This is a genomic window from Enterobacter sp. K510 (assembly GCF_055804875.1).
The window spans coordinates 302,398-318,752 of the sequence record NZ_JBNRLQ010000003.1; the positions used below are offsets into that span (position 1 = coordinate 302,398).

At 59.2% G+C, this 16,355-nt stretch carries 16 protein-coding genes and 1 other RNA gene; 5 read left to right on the forward strand and 12 right to left on the reverse strand.

Translation table 11 applies throughout. The features are described 5' to 3' along the window. Positions 1-48 precede the first annotated feature (48 nt). Positions 49-1,131 carry a LacI family DNA-binding transcriptional regulator gene (locus ACQUTD_RS06855; RefSeq protein WP_473274086.1) on the reverse strand — a complete coding sequence of 361 codons (1,083 nt, stop codon included), beginning with the start codon at positions 1,129-1,131 and terminating at the stop codon, positions 49-51. A 75-nt stretch (positions 1,132-1,206) separates the two neighbouring features. Further along, complete coding sequence (yczE, locus tag ACQUTD_RS06860) at positions 1,207-1,821, reverse strand: membrane protein YczE (RefSeq protein ID WP_473274085.1); 615 nt, start codon at positions 1,819-1,821, stop codon at positions 1,207-1,209. An 88-nt stretch (positions 1,822-1,909) separates the two neighbouring features. Here yczE and yczR point away from each other — a divergent pair, with 88 nt between their 5' ends. Next, complete coding sequence (gene yczR, locus ACQUTD_RS06865) at positions 1,910-3,337, forward strand: MocR-like transcription factor YczR (RefSeq protein ID WP_473274083.1); 1,428 nt, start codon at positions 1,910-1,912, stop codon at positions 3,335-3,337. A gap of 137 nt (positions 3,338-3,474) precedes the next feature. Here the strand turns inward: yczR and ACQUTD_RS06870 are convergent, their stop codons facing one another. From ACQUTD_RS06870 to ffs, 3 genes are all read right to left on the reverse strand, one after another. Then, on the reverse strand, positions 3,475-3,690 hold the full coding sequence (locus tag ACQUTD_RS06870) for a hypothetical protein (RefSeq protein ID WP_072567566.1): 216 nt from the start codon (positions 3,688-3,690) through the stop codon (positions 3,475-3,477). Next, a complete protein-coding gene (locus ACQUTD_RS06875; RefSeq protein WP_318363248.1) occupies positions 3,687-3,938 on the reverse strand; it encodes a hypothetical protein in 252 nt (83 codons plus the stop codon). The genes ACQUTD_RS06870 and ACQUTD_RS06875 overlap by 4 nt, the downstream gene beginning before the upstream one ends. 204 nt (positions 3,939-4,142) lie before the next feature. Further along, positions 4,143-4,239, reverse strand: an RNA gene (ffs, locus tag ACQUTD_RS06880) — signal recognition particle sRNA small type. Between the two features lie 164 nt (positions 4,240-4,403). On the opposite strand from ffs, the gene ACQUTD_RS06885 reads away from it, so the two are divergent. Beyond that, positions 4,404-4,718, forward strand: coding sequence for an MGMT family protein (locus ACQUTD_RS06885; RefSeq protein WP_072567564.1), 315 nt, complete (start codon positions 4,404-4,406; stop codon positions 4,716-4,718). A gap of 42 nt (positions 4,719-4,760) precedes the next feature. Here ACQUTD_RS06885 and ACQUTD_RS06890 read toward each other — a convergent pair whose 3' ends face one another. After that, on the reverse strand, positions 4,761-5,330 hold the full coding sequence (locus ACQUTD_RS06890) for a YbaY family lipoprotein (protein WP_072567563.1): 570 nt from the start codon (positions 5,328-5,330) through the stop codon (positions 4,761-4,763). Positions 5,331-5,549: 219 nt separating this feature from the next. Here ACQUTD_RS06890 and tesB point away from each other — a divergent pair, with 219 nt between their 5' ends. Continuing rightward, a complete protein-coding gene (gene tesB / locus ACQUTD_RS06895) occupies positions 5,550-6,410 on the forward strand; it encodes an acyl-CoA thioesterase II (RefSeq protein WP_318363247.1) in 861 nt (286 codons plus the stop codon). Positions 6,411-6,509: 99 nt separating this feature from the next. On the opposite strand, the gene amtB is transcribed toward tesB, so the two are convergent. The 5 genes from amtB to ACQUTD_RS06920 form a co-directional block, all read right to left on the reverse strand. Next, a complete protein-coding gene (gene amtB / locus ACQUTD_RS06900; RefSeq protein ID WP_072567560.1) occupies positions 6,510-7,796 on the reverse strand; it encodes an ammonium transporter AmtB in 1,287 nt (428 codons plus the stop codon). 30 nt (positions 7,797-7,826) lie between these two features. Continuing rightward, positions 7,827-8,165, reverse strand: a complete 339-nt coding sequence (glnK, locus tag ACQUTD_RS06905; protein ID WP_002891893.1) for a P-II family nitrogen regulator — start codon at positions 8,163-8,165, stop codon at positions 7,827-7,829. A 254-nt stretch (positions 8,166-8,419) separates the two neighbouring features. After that, positions 8,420-10,198 carry a SmdB family multidrug efflux ABC transporter permease/ATP-binding protein gene (locus ACQUTD_RS06910; protein WP_318374453.1) on the reverse strand — a complete coding sequence of 593 codons (1,779 nt, stop codon included), beginning with the start codon at positions 10,196-10,198 and terminating at the stop codon, positions 8,420-8,422. Further along, positions 10,191-11,963: a SmdA family multidrug ABC transporter permease/ATP-binding protein gene (locus ACQUTD_RS06915; RefSeq protein WP_473274078.1), complete on the reverse strand. Its 1,773-nt coding sequence runs from the start codon at positions 11,961-11,963 to the stop codon at positions 10,191-10,193. Before ACQUTD_RS06915 ends, ACQUTD_RS06910 begins: the two co-directional genes overlap by 8 nt. A 53-nt stretch (positions 11,964-12,016) precedes the next feature. Next, complete coding sequence (locus tag ACQUTD_RS06920) at positions 12,017-12,475, reverse strand: Lrp/AsnC family transcriptional regulator (RefSeq protein WP_199775920.1); 459 nt, start codon at positions 12,473-12,475, stop codon at positions 12,017-12,019. Between the two features lie 115 nt (positions 12,476-12,590). Between ACQUTD_RS06920 and ACQUTD_RS06925 the strand changes: the two genes are divergently transcribed. Beyond that, positions 12,591-13,637 (forward strand): PLP-dependent cysteine synthase family protein, encoded by a 1,047-nt coding sequence (locus ACQUTD_RS06925; RefSeq protein WP_318375848.1) that lies wholly within the window; start codon positions 12,591-12,593, stop codon positions 13,635-13,637. A gap of 43 nt (positions 13,638-13,680) precedes the next feature. Here the strand turns inward: ACQUTD_RS06925 and cof are convergent, their stop codons facing one another. After that, the gene (gene cof / locus ACQUTD_RS06930) at positions 13,681-14,499 is read right to left on the reverse strand and encodes an HMP-PP phosphatase (RefSeq protein ID WP_072567555.1); all 819 of its coding nucleotides are present in this window, start codon (positions 14,497-14,499) and stop codon (positions 13,681-13,683) included. Positions 14,500-14,596: 97 nt separating this feature from the next. Between cof and ACQUTD_RS06935 the strand changes: the two genes are divergently transcribed. Beyond that, the gene (locus ACQUTD_RS06935; RefSeq protein ID WP_072567554.1) at positions 14,597-16,330 is read left to right on the forward strand and encodes an SgrR family transcriptional regulator; all 1,734 of its coding nucleotides are present in this window, start codon (positions 14,597-14,599) and stop codon (positions 16,328-16,330) included. Positions 16,331-16,355 lie beyond the last annotated feature (25 nt).

Consider the following 16,355-nt stretch of genomic DNA (forward strand, 5'->3'; position numbering starts at 1 on the left):
GCGGGTAAAGGATCGGATCCGCCAGAAGCGGCGTCGATCACAAAAGCGTTAACGCCTCTCCAGCCGCGCCGCCAGCACCGCCAGTTCATTCAGCCGCTGCGCCAGCGTTTGGCCGTCGATTGCCTGCCCGCCGGGTGCGGCGGTAGAGCCGCGTACCACCAGCGTGACCGGGCAGCGGGTCTGGCTCAGCTCACTGCGGCCTGCGGCTTCCCCGCCCAGCAGCCAGTCGACGCTGCGCTCACCCGCCTCCTTAAAGGCCTGCCGCACGGTAGTCAACGGCGGAGAGAACCAGGCGCTGTCGGCGGTATCGTCATAGCCCACCAGCGACAGCTGCTCCGGCACGCGAATGCCCTTTTCTGCACAGGCGCGGATCGCCCCCAGCGCCATCTGATCGTTCGCCACGAGGATCGCTTCGGTGTGAGGCGCGCAGGCCAGTAGCAAATGGGTTTTCTCATAGCCGGAGGCGGCGCTCCAGTCGCCATGAGCGCGGGCGACCGGGGCAAGCCCGGCCTCATCCAGCGCCGCCAGCCAGCCCGCAAAACGTGCGCGGGCCGACACCGAGCTTTCCGGGCCGCCCAGCAGCGCAATATGCCGGTGGCCGAGAGAAAGCAGATGCGCCGCGCCCAGGCTTGCGCCCTGAGCGGCATCGAACACCAGACTGTGAACCGCCGCCGTCGGGCTGACGTCCAGAAACAGCACCGGCGTTGGCCGTGCCTGCGCCGCCAGCGCCTGCGCATCCTCGTCATCCAGCGGAATATTCACCAGCAGGCCGTCCACGCGTTGCGACAATAACTCCTGTAGCGCCCCCTGACAGGCCGCCAAATCGTGACGTTCCACCATGGAAATCAGCGTGCCGCAGCCCGCCTGCCCGGCGCGGGTTTTCACCGCCGAGGCGATTTGCGACGGCGCATGCAGCGCCAGATCGGTGGTGATCAGCCCCAGCGTGCGGGTGCGTTTGCCCGCCAGCTGCTGCGCGCCGCGGTTGGGAATGTAGTGCAGTTCCGCCATTGCCCGCTGCACTTTTTCGCGCGTGCGGGCGGAAACATGCTCCGCCTGATTAATCACGCGGGAGACGGTCTGGTAGGAGACGCCCGCGAGGCGGGCCACATCGTACAGGGTTATCGGTTTCATCACTCACACCGCAACGGTCAGAATGGCGTGAGTGTACCTCAATCTAAAGCATGATGTTGTGAGCGCTTCGCCCGTTTAAACAACCGGGGTTTGCGGCAGCGGAACCTCTACCGGTTGCGGGCGCGGACGAAACCACGGCAGACAGAGCTGGATCAGCGGGCCGATGGTCAGGGCGTACAGCACGGTGCCGACGCCAAAGGTGCCGCCCATCGCCCAGCCCAGCAGCAGAACGGTGATTTCAATCGCCGTGCGCACTGAGCGTACCGACCAGCCGGTGCGGGCATTGATGCCGGTCATCAGACCGTCGCGCGGGCCGGAACCGAAGCCTGCGCCAATGTACATACCGGTCGCCAGCGCGTTAACCACAATAGCCGCCACCAGCAGGACGCTGCGCGCCAGCAGCGATTCCAGCGGCGGCATCAGCGCCAGCGCGGCATCGGCAGCCAGACCAATGACAATGACATTGCTGATGGTGCCCAGTCCCGGACGCTGACGCAGCGGGATCCACAGCAGCAGCACCAGCGCGCCGGTGGCAATCATCACCACGCCAATATCCAGCGACAGCAGCTTGCCGACGCCGAGGTGGAAGACATTCCACGGATCGGCCCCCAGATTAGCGCGCACAAACATCGCGGTGGAAACGCCATAAAAACTCAGACCGATATATAACTGGATCAAACGCCGAACCATTTCTCACCCCGAAAACTGCGAAACAGAGTGACATCATGGCCCTGGCTGGCATTATGATTAATGACCAGTTTTCAAAAAGTGGACCGCTATGTCACCTCGTCGCACCGGAAGTCAGTCCCTGGTACGCCTGCTCGGCCAGTGGCAACAATCCGCCTCCCGTACGCCCTTATGGCGGCAGCTGGCGCAGGCCCTGCGTTTACTTATTCTTGATGGCCGACTGGCGCTGGATACGCGTCTGCCCGGCGAGCGGGAGTTAGCCAGCGCGCTGGGCATCAGTCGCACCACCACCGCCAGCGCTCTGGCGCAGCTGCGGGAGGAAGGCTATTTGCTGAGCCGCCACGGCAGCGGCTCAGTGGTGATCCTGCCGGAAAACAAACGCGTCGTGCCGACCCGCATGGCGCAGCCGACCGCCCTTGATCTTTCTGCCGCTTCGCTGCCCGCCGGGCCGGAGATCCACCAGGCTTATCAGCACGCGCTGACGGCGATGCCGCCGCTGTTGTCCGGCACCGGCTACGACCAGCAGGGTTTACCGGCGCTGCGGGAAGCCATCGCCCGGCGTTACGTGGCGCGGGGGCTGCCGACACGCCCCGACGAGGTGATGATCGTCAACGGCGCGGTCAGCGGCCTGGCGCTGATCCTGCGGCTGCTGACCGGGCCGGGGGATCGTGTGGTGGTGGATCATCCCACCTATCCGCTGGCGATTGCCGCCATCGAAGGGGCGTCCTGCCGTCCGGTGGGAGTAGCGTTACCCTCTCAGGGTTGGGATGTGGACGGCCTCGCCGCCACTATCGCCCAGACCTCGCCGCGCATTGCCTATCTGATGCCGGATTTCCACAATCCCACCGGGCGCTGTATGGATGCGCCGACCCGCGAAAACGTCGCCCGCCTGGCGGCGCGCACGCGCACCACGCTGGTGGTGGATGAAACCATGGTCGATCTGTGGATGGACGCGCCGCCGCCTCCCCCGCTGGCCGCCTTTGATACCGCCGCGCCGATCATTACCCTCGGCTCCGCCAGCAAAAGTTTCTGGGGCGGGCTGCGGGTGGGCTGGATCCGCGCCCCGGCGCGTACCATAGCCGCGCTGGTACAAATGCGCGAAACCCTGGATTTAGGCTCGCCGCTGCTGGAACAGCTGGCGACCCGCTGGCTTATCGAAAACGGCGAGAGTTTTTTACCGGCGCGACGGCAGATGCTGATGGCGCACCGGGATGACTGCGCGGCGCTGTTGCAGGGATTCTTTCCCCGCTGGCAGTGGACGACGCCGCAGGGCGGATTATCGTTCTGGGTGGAACTGCCCGATGCGCTGGCGACGCTGTTTGCCACCCACGCGGAAAGTGCCGGTATCAGTCTGGGAACGGGAACGCGTTTCGGTTTACAGGGGGCTTTTGATCGCTTTTTACGGATGCCGTTTTCACAGCCGGATGAAGTTTTGCGCGAGGCCTTTATGACGCTGCAACCGATCTGGGCATCTCTGGTCAGTCAGCCGATGATGTTACGGCAGCGGAAAGTGATCTGAGAAAATAGCGACGAGCCGAACGGCTCGTCGTAATCATCATCCATAATGAACATGAGATGGTTGTGTAACGTTGTATTTTCGGACAGGTTCTCATATTCGAATGTTATTTCGATGACGCCTGCATGACAACATAATGACTATTGTCGCGGGATAGGAAATCCCTTAATCGAAATAATAAAATGCTCGCCATCTTTTTTGATTCTGGCACCGGCATCACACCAGTCAGAGGCTATGCGAAAAAATTCATCGGTGCCGACATTCCAGTTCAGGCGTACGGTTTTCACATGGCCGGATCGCAATAACTGACAGGCTTCGCCGTAGCTGGTCGCGGTCTTCTGGAGATGTTGTTTCATTTTTTCTTCTTCAGAATTTTTCTCAGGGCTTTGATTTCTTTGGAAGTTAATGGTGAAGCGTTATCTTCTTCGGTGTGCTGACTGTCGATCTCTTCTTCTGAAACGCTGGTTTCTTCGTCCGATTCCAGTGCCAGCAGTAAGAGCTTCTCAGTGGCCGTGCTCAGGTTTTCGTTATTGGCTTCTGCGTAATGGCGAAGTTTCTCTTTGACTGCCTCGTCAATTTTAACATTTAAAACTGCACTAACCATGATTATCCCTTACCCATTGAATTACCCACGATTAATCTGCCATGCATTTATGACACTATAATGACAATAACATTTCATTTACATGACATCGCAATAATATGCTGAGGGGTGTCACATAACGCAGCGGGAAATTCAGGTGCGGCTAATAAGAGGGATTGACGAGGCGAAACACAGCGAGTTATGCGGGGCACAAATGGGTGGGGGCCCTGCCAGCTACATCCCGGCACACACGTCATCTGCTCTGGCTGCTTCCTTCCGGATCTGACCTGGTAAACAGAGTAGCGTTGCGGGAGAACCAACAGGGCCCCCATTGAGAGCGTTGTTAACCAACGCGCAGGCGCATTATCCCTGTACACCCCGGCAATTGCAAGCGCGCGCCTGCCGTATGCTGGTTTATTGCGCAGCCCCCTCTTCACAGTGTCCGGCTGGCTGTTTATCCTGAAGAATCAATACTCAGGAGATGCTATGGATCCGCAGGACTCTTTTCCCCAGCGCGTATGGCAGATAGTTGCCTCCATTCCCGAAGGCTTTGTCACCACCTATGGCGATGTGGCGCGTCTTGCCGGATCGCCCAGAGCCGCGCGCCAGGTGGGCGGCGTACTGAAGCGCTTACCGGAAGGTACGACGCTGCCCTGGTATCGGGTGGTAAATCGTCATGGGGCCATTTCCCTCAGCGGGCCGGATCTGCAACGACAGCGACAGGCGTTGCTGGCGGAAGGGGTTCAGGTATCAGGAGACGGGCAGATTGATTTACAGCGCTATCGGTGGGTGTACTCATAAAACCGCTGACCCGGCAGCAAAGGCCGCCGGGCAGTAAAACTATTACATCTGGGTCGGCGCTGGCGTAGAAGCCGAAGGCACCACCTGCGTCGGGGACGTAGAAGGTACCGTGGTGGTTGCGCCACCGCTCTGCTGCAACGGGATCGCCGTCTGCTGCACCGGCACCAGGTTCAGGTCGATTTTAGTCCCGCCCTGGTTAACCGCCGGTTTCACCGTATCGGTGACAAACACCAGTTTATCGTTCACGGTGATGGCCGCACTCAACAGAATGCGCGCGTTCGGCTGGATGTCAGCCGGGTTAAACGGCAGCACAAAGCTGAACGGCGCCTGTTTACCCTCGGTACGCACCGCTTTCTGCGCGATCACTTTCGACGGCGCATCGGCCTGCGAAGCGTCGGCCAGCGTCACGGTCAGCACTGCATCCGGCGGCAGCGCCACTTTCTGGCGGATCCACACAGAACCGGAGACATTAGGCTGCGCAATAGTCGATTGGGTAGCGTTAATAGACGTATTTGGATTTGGTGCAGGTGTCGGAATATCCGCGCTCTTATCCGCGCAGGCAGCCAGCGAAACAGCGACCGCAACACCACTTAACATGTGCACGAGTTTCATTGAGTTCTCCTTATCTTCAATGCACCAGAAGGATTTATTCCTGCCAGAATCAGTGGTTAACACTTAGATAACGGGAATAAGTGTGGCACATATCACTCATTTCTGCCTGGAAATGGCCGGTTATTCAGATTTTTGCACCCATCGGACCACTGACGATCCTGCGTTATACTTAGACCGAACCCTCCGGTCTGGCGGATTTTATTTTTATTGAGGAAACATATGAGTCAAGCGTTGAACAATCTGCTGGCATTATTAAATCTGGAAAAAATCGAAGAGGGCCTGTTTCGCGGACAAAGCGAAGATTTAGGGCTTCGTCAGGTATTTGGCGGGCAGGTTGTCGGGCAGGCGCTGTATGCCGCCAAAGAAACCGTGCCGGTTGAGCGCCTGGTGCACTCCTTTCACAGCTATTTCCTGCGCCCCGGCGACAGTGAAAAACCCATTGTTTACGACGTGGAAGTGCTGCGCGATGGCAACAGTTTCAGCGCACGTCGCGTTGCGGCTATCCAGAACGGTAAGCCGATTTTCTATATGACCGCCTCCTTCCAGGCACCGGAGCCGGGCTATGAGCATCAGAAAACCATGCCTGACGCTCCCTCACCGGATACGCTGAAATCAGAAACCGACATTGCCCGCTCGCTGGCGCACCTGCTGCCGCCGCAGGCTAAAGAGAAGTTTCTCAGCGACAAGCCGCTGGAGATCCGCCCGGTGGAGTTTCACAATCCGTTGAAAGGCCATGTCGCCGAACCCACCCGTCAGGTGTGGATCCGCGCGAACGGTAACGTGCCGGACGATCCGCGTGTGCATCAGTCGCTGCTGGGTTACGCCTCTGATTTCAACTTCCTGCCGGTGGCGTTACAGCCGCACGGCGTCGGTTTTCTTGAGCGCGGGATGCAGGTCGCGACCATCGACCATTCCATGTGGTTCCACCGTCCGTTCAATATTAACGAGTGGCTGCTGTACAGCGTGGAGAGCACCTCGGCGTCCAGCGCGCGCGGCTTTGTCCGCGGTGAGATCTATACCCAGGATGGCGTGCTGGTAGCGTCGACCGTGCAGGAAGGGGTAATGCGTAATCGTAACTGATGAGATGTTGTGCCGGGTGGCGGCTTCGCCTTACCCGGCCTACGAGATAAACGCAGGCCCGGCAAGCTTGCGCCGCCGGGCCAATTTTAAGGTTAATAATCAGGCGTTGTAGGCATTCTCGCCGTGGCTGTTCACGTCCAGACCTTCACGCTCCTGCTCTTCCGGTACGCGCAGGCCAACCGTCATGTCCGCCACTTTGAAGCCGATGAAAGCCACTACAGCAGACCACACCACGGTGATGGCGATACTTTCCAGCTGTACCAGCACCTGATGGCCCATGGTCACGCCTTCTGCGAAGCCCACGCCGCCCAGAGAAGAGGAAGCGAATACGCCGGTCAGTACGCAGCCCACGATGCCGCAGACGCCATGCACACCGAACACATCGCACGGGTCGTCGACACGTAACCAGCGTTTCAGCATAGTCACACCCCACAGCCCCGCCAGACCTGCCGCCAGACCGACGATCATCGCACCGCCCACGCCGATATAACCGCACGCCGGAGTCACGCCAACCAGACCAGCAATCGCACCGGAACAGGCGCCCAGCAGCGAAGGTTTACCGCGCAGCGCCCACTCACCAAAGACCCAGGACAGAATCGCTGCCGCTGTTGCCACCACGGTGTTAACGAAGGCCAGCGCGGCGATTTCGTTCGCGGCGCTTGCGGAACCGGCGTTAAAACCAAACCAGCCCACGTAGAGGATCGCCGTACCGATAAACACCATCGGCAGGTTGTGCGGTTTGAAGGCTTCTTTACCGAAGCCGACACGTTTACCCACCAGGTAAGCGCCCACCAGACCGGCGACCGCAGCGTTAATGTGCACCACAGTACCGCCCGCAAAGTCCAGCGCGCCGTGGGAAGCCAGCAGACCGCCGCCCCAGACCATGTGCGCAATCGGCACATAGGAGAGCGTCATCCATACCACCACGAAGATCAGCACCGCAGAGAAACGAATACGCTCCGCCAGCGCGCCAACGATAAGCCCGACGGTAATACAGGCAAACGAGCCCTGGAACGCAACGTGAATATACTGGTAGAAGCTGCCCATCACCGCCGTCAGCTCGATGTTTTTCAGCATCGCCCAGTTAAAGTTGCCGAAGAAGTTATTGCCTTCGCCGAAGGCCAGCGAGTAGCCATAAACCACCCACAGGATGCATACCAGCGCGAAGGTCACTGTTACCTGCGTCAGCATCGACAGCACGTTCTTGCCGCGGATCAGACCGCCGTAGAACAGGGCGATGCCGGGAATTGTCATAAACAGCACCAGCGCGGTGCAGATCATCATAAAGGCGTTGTCCGCTTTGTCAGCAACAGCCGGGGCGGCCAGCGCCAGTCCCGGAAGCAGAGCCAGCGCGGCAAGTACGGATTTAAAAGTGGTTTTGCTCATTTTTCCCATCCCTATCACTGTGTGCAGGAGTTACAGCGCCGCTTCGTCGGCTTCGCCGGTACGAATGCGAATGACGCGTTGCAGCTCGGCAACGAAAATTTTGCCGTCGCCAATTTTTCCGGTGTAGGCCGCCTTGCTGATCACATCGATCACTTCATCGAGCTGATCATCAGCAATCGCCACGTCAATCTTCACTTTTGGCAGGAAGTTAACGCTGTACTCGGCGCCACGGTACAACTCGGCGTGACCTTTCTGACGCCCGAAGCCTTTCACTTCAGTCACGGTCAGCCCCTGAATACCAATTGAAGAGAGCGCTTCTCGCACGTCTTCGAGTTTGAATGGTTTAATCACCACGGTAACCAGCTTCATAAAGTTCCTCCAGGCGGAATTCGGTAATGGCAGCAGCTAACATGAATCTGATATTGCAATCGCTGTGCCAGAAATAAAAACGAGGAGAAGTTCAGGCCGTTACGCCGCGTGGCGAGGGAAAAACGCAAAAGGGAAAAGTGTGACGGGGATTCAGATTGTTCCTGGAAAAGAAAAACGCACCATGCCAGTGCAGGGTGCGTTGCATTTTTGCACCAACAGCGATGGCTGTCAGTAGCCTGCCTGATAATGGTGCATCACGCGATAAGCGATTCTTCTTTCGTGGCGGCGGCCAGCTCTTCTCCAGCCAGTTGCAGCTGGTACATCTGCCAGTAGCGCCCCTGCGCATTTAACAACTCCTGATGAGTGCCGCGCTCTACCGCCTGACCGCGATGCAGCACCATAATGGTATCCGCATCGACAATGGTCGACAGCCGGTGAGCGATCACCACCAGCGTGGTCTGCTGGCGGATCGCCGCCAGCGCCTGCTGGATCGCCTGCTCGGTGCCCGAATCGATATTGGCCGTCGCCTCATCAAGGATGAGGATCTGAGGAGTGCCAACCAGCACCCGCGCCAGCGCCAGCAGCTGTTTTTGCCCGACGGAGAGATTATTGCCCTGCTCCCCCAAACGGGTATGAATTCCGTCGCTCATGCTGCGCGCCAGCTCCGCCAGCTGCACCGTTTCCAGCGCCTGCCAAACCTTCTCTTCGCTGATGTCGCGCCCGAGAGTCACGTTTTCAAAAAAGGATTCTGCCATTACTACCGGATCCTGCTGCACCATCGCCACGCCGTTGCGCAGCGCGTTATGGCCGATGGTGGAGAGCGGACGTCCGTCGAGGCGAATTTCCCCCCGGGTAAGCGGGTAGTAGCCCATCATCAGGCTGGCGAGCGTACTTTTGCCGCTGCCGGTATGCCCCACCAGCGCCACAAAACTGCGTGACGGAATGGTCAGATTAATATCCTGCAATACCAGCCGGTCATCACGATAGGCAAACGACAGGTTTTCGATCTCAACAGCGCCGCTTTCCAGCGGGCGATCGTCATCGCCGTAGGTCTGGCGCGGGCGATCCATCAGTTCAAACACGCGCTCCCCCGCCACCACCGCCTGCTGCAGCATCGACTGCTGGGTAGTGAGTTCGATCAGCGGTTCGTTAAGCCGCCCCAGATAGCTGATAAAGGCATAGAGCACGCCCACCTGAATGGTGCCGACGGCGGTAAAGCCAAACAGCATTAACAGGCCGCAGAGCACCAACGCCGAAAACAGGCTCAGCAGTGGGCGCAGCAAAAAGCCGTCGAGGCGCAGCGTCTGCATACGTGCCGTGTAGTGCGAGCGGCTGGCTTCCCCCATCCGCTCGCCAAAGCGCGCCTGCTGGCGGAACTGCTGGATGACGCCCATGCCGTTGATCACTTCGTTAAAGCCGTCGTTGATGTCGGCGAGATAGCTGCGCAGACGACGGACAATAGGCGTGCTGTAGCGCTGATACAGCGCCATCACCACCAGCACCGCCGGGAAAATGGTCACCGCCACCAGCGCCATACGCCAGTCGAGGGTGAACATCGCCACCAGCATCGCGCCGATCAGCGCCGCGCTGCGTAGCACGGTTGCCACCACAGTGACGTAGAGATCGCGGATCACTTCGGTATCGTTGGTCACCCGGGAGATCAACTGCCCCACCGGTTGGGTATCGAAGGCGCTCAGCGGTTGACGGAGCGCCGCATCCATCACGTCGGTACGCAGTTGCTGCACCACGCCCACCGCCGCCTCGTTAAACAGCAGCGACTGCGCATAGTGCAGCCCTGCCGCCAGCAGTTGCAGGCCGATATAGGCGGCCGCCATGCCCGCCAGCAGGCCCCACGGCAGGTAACTTTTGGCGACCATGTTATCGATAAAATAGCTGATTAGCGCCGGGCCGGAGACTTCGGCAATCGCCGCCACCCACAGCATAACAACGGCGCGGGTCAGGGGTTTACGCCAGGGCTTGCCATACACTAACAGCCGTTTGAGCGTAGGCCACAGTTGCCCAAAACTACGCATTGGCAGGATCCTCTTTTTCTTCCGGCGCCTCATCCAGCGCCGCTTCCAGTTGCTGATAGCGATACATGTCGCGATACCAGCCGGGCTGCTGCGACAGCTGGTCGTGATGACCGCGCTGAGCAACATGTCCGTGCTGCATCACCAGAATTTCACTGGCTTCGGTAAGGGCCGACAGGCGGTGAGCGCTGATGATCACCGTGCGCCCTTCTCCCCACTGCCGCAGGTTGTGCAGGATCTCGTGTTCGGTTCGACCGTCCACGGCGGAGAGCGCATCGTCGAGGATAAGGATCTCGGCATTGAGCAACAGCGCGCGGGCAATAGAAATGCGCTGTTTCTGTCCGCCGGACAGCATGACGCCGCGCTCACCCACTTCGGTTTCATAGCCCTGCGGCAGGCGCAGAATGTCTTCATGGACGCTGGCAAGTCGCGCCGCGTGTTCGATCTCCTGCTGCGTGGCCCCAGGCTTGCCAAGGGCGATATTGTTCGCCACGGTATCGGAGAATAAAAACGGCGTCTGGTTCACCACCGCCAGACGACTGCGCCAGGCGTCGAGCTTCAGGCGCGGCAGCGGAATACCGTGATAGGCGATCTCACCCTGATCGACATCGAAATGGCGCTGGATCAGCGACAGCAGGGTACTTTTCCCGGCGCCGGTCGGCCCACAGATGCCGAGCATTTGTCCGGGATTAAGCGTGAAATTGACGCCGTTCAGCGTGGCGCTGTCGGTTTGCGGATAGCGGAATTCGCGAATGGTCACCGCCAGCTCGCCGCGTCCGTCCGGCAGGGATTCACTGCCATCGTTGACCACCGGCGCCTCCGCCAGCATATCGCGGATACGGGTATAGGCGGCGCTGCCGCGCTCGACGATGTTAAACATCCACGCCAGCGCCAGCATCGGCCAGATCATCAGTCCCAGATACATGATAAAGCTGGTCAGTTGCCCAAGGGTTAACGAGCCGTTGACCACCATCCAGCTGCCGCCGCCAATGGCCAGCAGATTCGCCATGCCGATGGCGATATAAATCGTCGGATCAAAACGCGCATCCACGCGGGCGACCTTCATATTTTTGCGCCCCGTGTCGGCGGCATCGGCGGCGAACAGCGCCGACTGGCGATCTTCCAGGCCAAAGGCCTTGATCATGCGGATGCTGGTCATGCTCTCCTGGGTCCGGTCGTTGAGCGAGGAGAATGCCGCCTGCGCCAGCTTAAAGCGCTCGTGCAGCTGGTCGCCGTAGCGCTTGATGACAATCGCCATGATCGGCATGGGCAGCAGTGCCAGCAGGGTGAGCTGCCAGCTGATTTGCGTCGACATCACCACCAGCACCACGCAGCCCATCACCAGCGAATCCACCAGCGTCAGCACCCCTTCCCCGGCGGCGAACACCACGCGATCGACATCGTTAGTGGCGCGCGCCATTAAATCGCCGGTGCGATGGCGCAGGTAAAACTCCGGATGCTGGCGGCTGAGCTGGCGGTAAAAATCCTCACGCAGTTCAACGGCGAGCTGGTAGGAGGCGCCGAAAAGCAGCACGCGCCAGACGTAGCGCAGCAGGTAGGTGACAATCGCCACCCCCACCAGCAGGCCGATCCACATCAGCACCCGGCTGGTGGTGTAATGTTGTTGCGTCACGCCATCCACCACATAGCCCACCACTTTCGGCGGGATAAGCTGCAGGATGGCAATAAAGATAAGCAGGGCTACAGCACCGAGATAGCGTCGCCATTCCCGGCGAAAGTACCAGCTTAATTGAGCAAATAATCGCACGCGGTCATTTCCTGAACGTGATTTTCCGGCGGTGGTGCTTCGGGCCGGGAGAGTTATTCAATGGGTAACGCAGTGGTGAACTTTATCTGTTCCATGGCGAAACTGGAGGTCACATCGGACAACCCAGGTACGCTGTTCACCAGCCGTTTATAGAAATCATCATAGCGCTTCATGTCGGCGACCTGCACCCGTAAAAGGTAGTCGTATTCGCCGGCCATGCGCCAGAAACCTAACACTTCGGGCAGCGCATTGACCTCAGAGACAAAGCGGCAGTACCAGTCGCGGCTGTGATGCTGGGTTTTGATCAGCACAAAGGCCGTAAGCCCGAGGCCGAGCTTTTCCGCATCCAGCAGCGCGACCCGTTCTTTGATCACGCCGTCGTCTTCCAGCCGTTTCAGCCGTTTCCAGCAGGGAGTGGTTGTCAGATTAACGGCATCCGCGAGCGCCTGCAAAGAGAGGGTGCAGTCGCTTTGCAGTAATGAAAGCAGCTTTCTGTCAATTTTATCTAGCATTGCCCCCTCCGGGAGAATTTCTTTCTCCTTAAAGTCTATTTCAAAGGTCATAAAGCAACAATTTTTTCCGTGCTTTCCGCTAAGCTGGGCACAAAATGACAAACGGATCCGCGCCATGAAAAACACCTGGGTTAAACATGCTATCAGTGAAATCAATGCCGATTATCAACGCTCGGCGGATACGCACCTTATCCGTCTGGCGCTGCCGGGTTTTCCGGGCATTCAGCTCTATTTAAAAGATGAAAGCACCCACCCGACCGGCAGCCTGAAGCATCGCCTGGCGCGATCCCTGTTTTTATATGGTCTGTGCAACGGCTGGATCAAAGAAGGCACGCCGATTATTGAGTCATCCTCCGGCTCAACGGCGGTGTCGGAAGCTTATTTTGCCCGTCTGCTGGGCCTGCCGTTTATCGCCGTAATGCCGTCCTGTACGGCGAAGCGCAAAATCGAGCAGATTGAATTCTACGGCGGGCGTTGTCACTTCGTGGAGAGCGCCTGCGAGATCTACGCCGCTTCCGAGATGCTGGCGCGGGAGCTGCACGGCCATTATATGGATCAGTTTACCTATGCCGAACGCGCCACCGACTGGCGCGGCAATAACAATATCGCCGACAGCATTTTCCGCCAGATGCAGAGCGAACCGCACCCGGAGCCGACGTGGATCGTGATGAGCGCCGGTACGGGCGGCACCTCCGCGACCATTGGCCGCTACCTGCGCTGCCAGGGCTACGATACTCAACTGATGGTGGTGGATCCGCAAAACTCGGTGTTTATGGATTACTGGCAAACCCGCGATAGCACTTTGCGCAGCCCGGTGGGCAGTAAAATCGAAGGTATTGGCCGCCCGCGCGTCGAGCCGTCGTTCGTGCCGGATGTGGTGGATGAGATGCTGCGCGTGCCGGATGCCGCCAGCGTCGCCACCGCGCAGTGGCTGGAAACGCAGTTAGGCCGCAAAGTCGGCGCGTCCACCGGCACCAATATGTGGGGCGCGCTGACGCTGGCCGCCAGAATGCGCGACGCAGGCCAGACCGGTTCTATCGTCACCCTGCTGTGCGACAGCGGCGAGCGCTATCTCGACACCTATTACAATGCGGAATGGGTGCGGGCGAATATCGGCGATGTGACGCCGTGGAAAGCGGAAATCGCCCGTTTACTGGCATAAAAAAAGCCGGGTTTAAACGGACCCGGCTTGCTGACAATGCTCATTATTCGGGGGAATAAGGAAGATGTGGTGTGGTCAGCCAATGCGTTAAATAGTGCGATACCGCCTGATTCTGACAGTGTCCGATCACCGGTAAATGGGGCAGCGCCGCGCGCAATTGCGGCATGGCGTTGCCCATAATCATGCCGCGTCCGACGGCGGCGAGCATTTCGTGGTCATTCATCGCGTCGCCAAATGCCATGCAATCCTGCATGGCGATCCCCAGCCGATCGCTTAAGATCGCCAGCGCCGCGCCTTTATTACAGCCCACAGGCAGCACCTCAAGACAATCAAAGGCCGAAAAACAGATATGCGCGCGATCGCCTAATGCCTCGTGCAGCTGAATGCGCAAACGCTCCAGATCCTCATGATCGCCGCAGAAACAGATTTTGGTCACTTCGTGCGGGCTGAGCGCTTTGAGATCCACCACCCGGTATTTAAAGCCGCTGTAAATATGGAAATCGAGCAGCAGAGGCATCTCTTCTCCGGTCAGCCAGCCGCTGTCGTTAAACACGTGCAGACTCGCCTGGGTATCCCACTGACGGTGGATCACCTGTTCGGCGACGTCCGGGCTGAGATCCTGACGGTGCAGCAGCTCCCCCTCCAGCGAGTGAATGCGCGTGCCGTTACCGGTGATCAGATACGCCTCCAGCGTAATCATCCCCAGCAAATGACGCATTTCCAGCGCATGACGGCCGGTAGCGAACGCCAGCGTAATATCCCGGTCGCGCAGACGACGCAGGGTATCCAGCGTTTGCTCGCCTAAACGGTGGTCAGGCATCAGTAAGGTGCCGTCCATATCAAATGCAGCCAGTCGCGCCATAATTATCCCGGTTTTGTGATGCGGAAACTTGTGTACCAGTATTGCCTGAGATATACGGAAGTAATAGTGAATACTTCAGGATATTTGTTCCGGGTTTATGCGCCAGTTAAATCGACTTAATCAGTATCAGCGCCTGTGGCAGTTTTCCGATGGCGAACCGCAGCACGCCAGCGTGGCGGGGCTGGCAGAGCGCTGTTTTTGCAGCGACCGCCATATGCGTACCCTGTTACGTCAAATGGAGGCGTCCGGCTGGCTGAGCTGGCAGGCGCAGTCGGGGCGTGGAAAACGTGGCGTGCTGCATTTTCACGTCACGCCAGGATCGCTGCGCAATGCGCTGCTGGAGCAGGCCCTGAATGAGGGGCAGCAGCACAGCGCGCTGGCGCTGGCGCAACTGCCGCCGGAGGCGCTGCGCAATCTGCTGCATCCTTTTCTGGGCGGCCTGTGGCAAAACGACTCACCTACTCTGCGCATTCCCTATTATCGCCCTCTGGAGCCGCTGCATCCGGGCTTTCTGCCGGGGCGCGCCGAGCAGCATCTGGCCGGGCAGATCTTTTCCGGCCTGACGCGCTTTATTACCGATAACCCTTTGCCGCAGAGCGACCTGGCGCACCACTGGGAGGTGTCGGCCGATGGCCTGAGCTGGCGCTTTCATCTGCGCACCACCCTGCACTGGCATAATGGCGATGCGGTGAACGCCCAACAATTGCAGATGCGTTTGCAGCATCTGCTGACGCTGCCCGATCTGCGCAGGCTGTTTAACAGCGTGGCGGAGATCGCGGTGCCGCACCCGCACTGTCTGCTGTTCACGCTGCATCAGCCGGATCACTGGCTGGCGCACCGACTGGCAAGCTACGGTAGCCGTCTGGCCCATCCGCAGCATCCGCTGGTGGGCACCGGCCCTTTCCGGCTGGCGTCCTTCAGCCCGGAACTGGTGCGCCTGGAAAGCCATGAGCATTATCACCTCAGCCATCCGCTGTTAAAGGCGGTGGAATACTGGATCACCCCGCAACTGTTCGAGCAGGATCTGGGCAGCAGTTGCCGCCATCCGGTGCAGATCACCATTGGCAAGCCGGATGAACTGATCCACCTGCGACAGGTCAGCAGCGGCATCAGCCTCGGGTTTTGTTATCTCGCCCGGCGTATCAGTGAAAGACTGAGCCAGGCACAGGCGCGGCGACTGGTGCAGATCGTCCATCAGAGCGGCCTGCTACAGACCCTGCCGCTGGATGAAAACCTGATCACCCCCAGCCGGGAATTACTGCCCGGCTGGGCGATGCCGCACTGGGCGGAGGAAAAGGTGGCGCTGCCGGAAAAACTGACGCTGCTGTATCACCTGCCGGTGGAACTGCACACCATGGCGGAGGAGCTTAAGCGCTATCTTGCCGGGCTGGGCTGTGAACTGACGGTAATTTTTCATGATGCGAAGAACTGGGATAACTGTAGCGGGCTTGCAACTGCTGACCTGATGATGGGCGACAGGCTGATCGGCGAAGCGCCGGAATATACTCTGGAGCAATGGTTACGCTGCGATCCGCTGTGGCCCAATCTGTTACCCGCCTCTCGCTTTGCCCATCTCCAGGCCACGCTGGATGCGGTGCAGCGTCAGCCGAATGAACAGGCGCGCTGCGCGGATTTGCAGGATGTATTCAGCGGATTAATGGACGAGGCGGTGCTGACGCCGCTGTTTAACTATCAGTATCAGATCAGCGCCCCGCCTGGCGTGCAGGGGATCCGCCTGAACACCCGCGGCTGGTTTGATTTTACCGAGGCCTGGCTACCCGCCCCGGCGCGTGAAGAAGCTGGTCGCGCACTGCCGCAGACGCTACCATAGTGTTTTACATGCAATCGGGAAGAAT

What these genes read in the sequence shown, in the direction of transcription:
- ACQUTD_RS06855 (WP_473274086.1), bottom strand. Translation starts at nt 1,131, where the DNA reads ATGAAACCGATAACCCTGTACGATGTGGCCCGCCTCGCGGGCGTCTCC.
- yczE (WP_473274085.1), bottom strand. Translation starts at nt 1,821, where the DNA reads ATGGTTCGGCGTTTGATCCAGTTATATATCGGTCTGAGTTTTTATGGC.
- yczR (WP_473274083.1), top strand. Translation starts at nt 1,910, where the DNA reads ATGTCACCTCGTCGCACCGGAAGTCAGTCCCTGGTACGCCTGCTCGGC.
- ACQUTD_RS06870 (WP_072567566.1), bottom strand. Translation starts at nt 3,690, where the DNA reads ATGAAACAACATCTCCAGAAGACCGCGACCAGCTACGGCGAAGCCTGT.
- ACQUTD_RS06875 (WP_318363248.1), bottom strand. Translation starts at nt 3,938, where the DNA reads ATGGTTAGTGCAGTTTTAAATGTTAAAATTGACGAGGCAGTCAAAGAG.
- ACQUTD_RS06885 (WP_072567564.1), top strand. Translation starts at nt 4,404, where the DNA reads ATGGATCCGCAGGACTCTTTTCCCCAGCGCGTATGGCAGATAGTTGCC.
- ACQUTD_RS06890 (WP_072567563.1), bottom strand. Translation starts at nt 5,330, where the DNA reads ATGAAACTCGTGCACATGTTAAGTGGTGTTGCGGTCGCTGTTTCGCTG.
- tesB (WP_318363247.1), top strand. Translation starts at nt 5,550, where the DNA reads ATGAGTCAAGCGTTGAACAATCTGCTGGCATTATTAAATCTGGAAAAA.
- amtB (WP_072567560.1), bottom strand. Translation starts at nt 7,796, where the DNA reads ATGAGCAAAACCACTTTTAAATCCGTACTTGCCGCGCTGGCTCTGCTT.
- glnK (WP_002891893.1), bottom strand. Translation starts at nt 8,165, where the DNA reads ATGAAGCTGGTTACCGTGGTGATTAAACCATTCAAACTCGAAGACGTG.
- ACQUTD_RS06910 (WP_318374453.1), bottom strand. Translation starts at nt 10,198, where the DNA reads ATGCGTAGTTTTGGGCAACTGTGGCCTACGCTCAAACGGCTGTTAGTG.
- ACQUTD_RS06920 (WP_199775920.1), bottom strand. Translation starts at nt 12,475, where the DNA reads ATGCTAGATAAAATTGACAGAAAGCTGCTTTCATTACTGCAAAGCGAC.
- ACQUTD_RS06925 (WP_318375848.1), top strand. Translation starts at nt 12,591, where the DNA reads ATGAAAAACACCTGGGTTAAACATGCTATCAGTGAAATCAATGCCGAT.
- cof (WP_072567555.1), bottom strand. Translation starts at nt 14,499, where the DNA reads ATGGCGCGACTGGCTGCATTTGATATGGACGGCACCTTACTGATGCCT.
- ACQUTD_RS06935 (WP_072567554.1), top strand. Translation starts at nt 14,597, where the DNA reads ATGCGCCAGTTAAATCGACTTAATCAGTATCAGCGCCTGTGGCAGTTT.